Annotated in this window: 1 protein-coding gene; it reads left to right on the top strand. The window is 67.3% G+C overall.

Annotated elements, in window-relative coordinates; translation table 11 throughout:
• Positions 1-2,046 (top strand): FAD-linked oxidase C-terminal domain-containing protein (locus AC1D15_RS29030; protein WP_477828746.1); only part of this gene is annotated, 2,046 nt, incomplete at both ends.

Here is a 2,046-nt window from a genome sequence, read left to right as displayed (position 1 = left end):
GTGCGGCTCGACCACAACATGGGCAAGATCCACGACGTGGAGGTGGCCCGCTTCGAGCTGAAGTACTTCGATGCGACCGGCAAGGTGCTCGAACGCACCGAGCAGCTCGACGTGCCGGGCCGCACCTTCCGCAAGGAAGGCCTGGGCAAGGACGTCACCGACAAGTTCCTCGCCGGCCTGCCGGGCATCCAGAAGGAAGGCTGCGACGGCCTGATCACCAGCGCGCRCTGGGTGGTGCACAAGATGCCGGCGCACACCCGCACGGTGTGCCTGGAGTTCTTCGGCAACGCGAAGGATGCGGTGCCGTCGATCGTCGAGATCAAGGATTTCATGTTCGCCGAGCAGAAGAAGCCCGGCGGCGCGATCCTGGCCGGCCTGGAGCACCTGGACGACCGGTATCTCAAGGCCGTGGGCTACGCGACCAAGAGCAAGCGCGGCGGCCTGCCCAAGATGGTGCTGGTGGGCGACATCGCCGGCGACGATGCCGACGCGGTGGCGCGCGCCACCAGCGAGGTGGTGCGGCTGGCCAACGGCCGGGCCGGCGAGGGCTTCGTCGCGGTCAGCGCCGAGGCGCGCAAGAAGTTCTGGCTCGACCGCAAGCGCACCGCGGCGATCAGCCGCCACACCAACGCGTTCAAGGTGAACGAGGACGTGGTGATCCCGCTGCCGCGCATGGGCGAATACACCAACGGCATCGAGCGCATCAATATCGAGCTCTCGCTGCGCAACAAGCTGGCGCTGGTCGACGCGCTGGAAGACTTCTTCGTCGCCGGCCAGCTGCCGCTGGGCAAGAGCGACGACGCGAACCAGATCGCGTCGGCCGAGCTKCTCGAAGACCGCGTGCAGCAGGCGCTGGCGCTGCTGCGCGACGTGCGCGGGCTGTGGTCGCACTGGTTGTCGAACCTCGACCAGGTGCAGGCTGATCGGGGTGTGACCTTCTTCGACGACCTGCAGGACCACACGCTGCGCGCGTCGTGGAAGGCGCAGATCCGCACGCCGCTGCAGGGCATCTTCGCCGGGGCCACGCTGTCGCCGATCGTCGACGCCTGCCAGAAGATCCACGCGGACGTGCTGCGCGGCCGCGTGTGGGTGGCGCTGCACATGCATGCCGGCGACGGCAACGTGCACACCAACATCCCCGTCAACAGCGACAACTACGAGATGCTGCAGACGGCGCACGAGGCGGTGGCGCGCATCATGAAGCTCGCGCGCTCGCTCGACGGCGTGATCTCCGGCGAGCACGGCATCGGCATCACCAAGCTCGAGTTCCTGACCGATGACGAGCTGGCCGGCTTCACCGCCTACAAGCAGCGCGTCGACCCCGAGGGCCGCTTCAACAAGGGCAAGCTGCTGCGCGACGCGAGCTTCGGCGGGGTGCGCCTGAAGGCCGACCTGACCAACGCCTACACGCCGAGCTTCGGGCTGATGGGGCACGAGTCGCTGATCATGCAGCAGAGCGACATCGGCGAGATCGCCGCGTCGGTGAAGGATTGCCTGCGCTGCGGCAAGTGCAAGCCGGTGTGCGCGACGCACGTGCCGCGCGCCAACCTGCTGTACAGCCCGCGCAACAAGATCCTCGCGACCTCGCTGCTGGTCGAGGCCTTCCTGTACGAGGAGCAGACGCGCCGCGGTGTGTCGATCAAGCACTGGGAGGAGTTCGAGGACGTGGCCGACCACTGCACGGTGTGCCACAAGTGCCTGAGCCCGTGCCCGGTGAAGATCGACTTCGGCGACGTGTCGATGAACATGCGCAACCTGCTGCGCAAGATGGGCAAGAAGAGCTTCCGCCCCGGCAACAAGATGGCGATGATGATGCTCAACGCCACCAACCCGGAGACCATCAAGCTGCTGCGCGGCGCGATGGTCGACGTGGGCTTCAAGGCGCAGCGTGCGGCCAACAACCTGCTGCGCGGCCTCGCGAAGAAGCAGACCGCCGCGCCGCGCTCGACGGTGGGCACCGCGCCGCTCAAGGAGCAGGTGATCCACTTCATCAACAAGAAGCTGCCGGGCGGGCTGCCGAAGAAGACGGCGCGGGCGCTGCTGGAC

Source organism: Rhizobacter sp. P2_H2, assembly GCF_056403375.1.
This window is presented reverse-complemented; position numbering and strand designations above follow the sequence as displayed.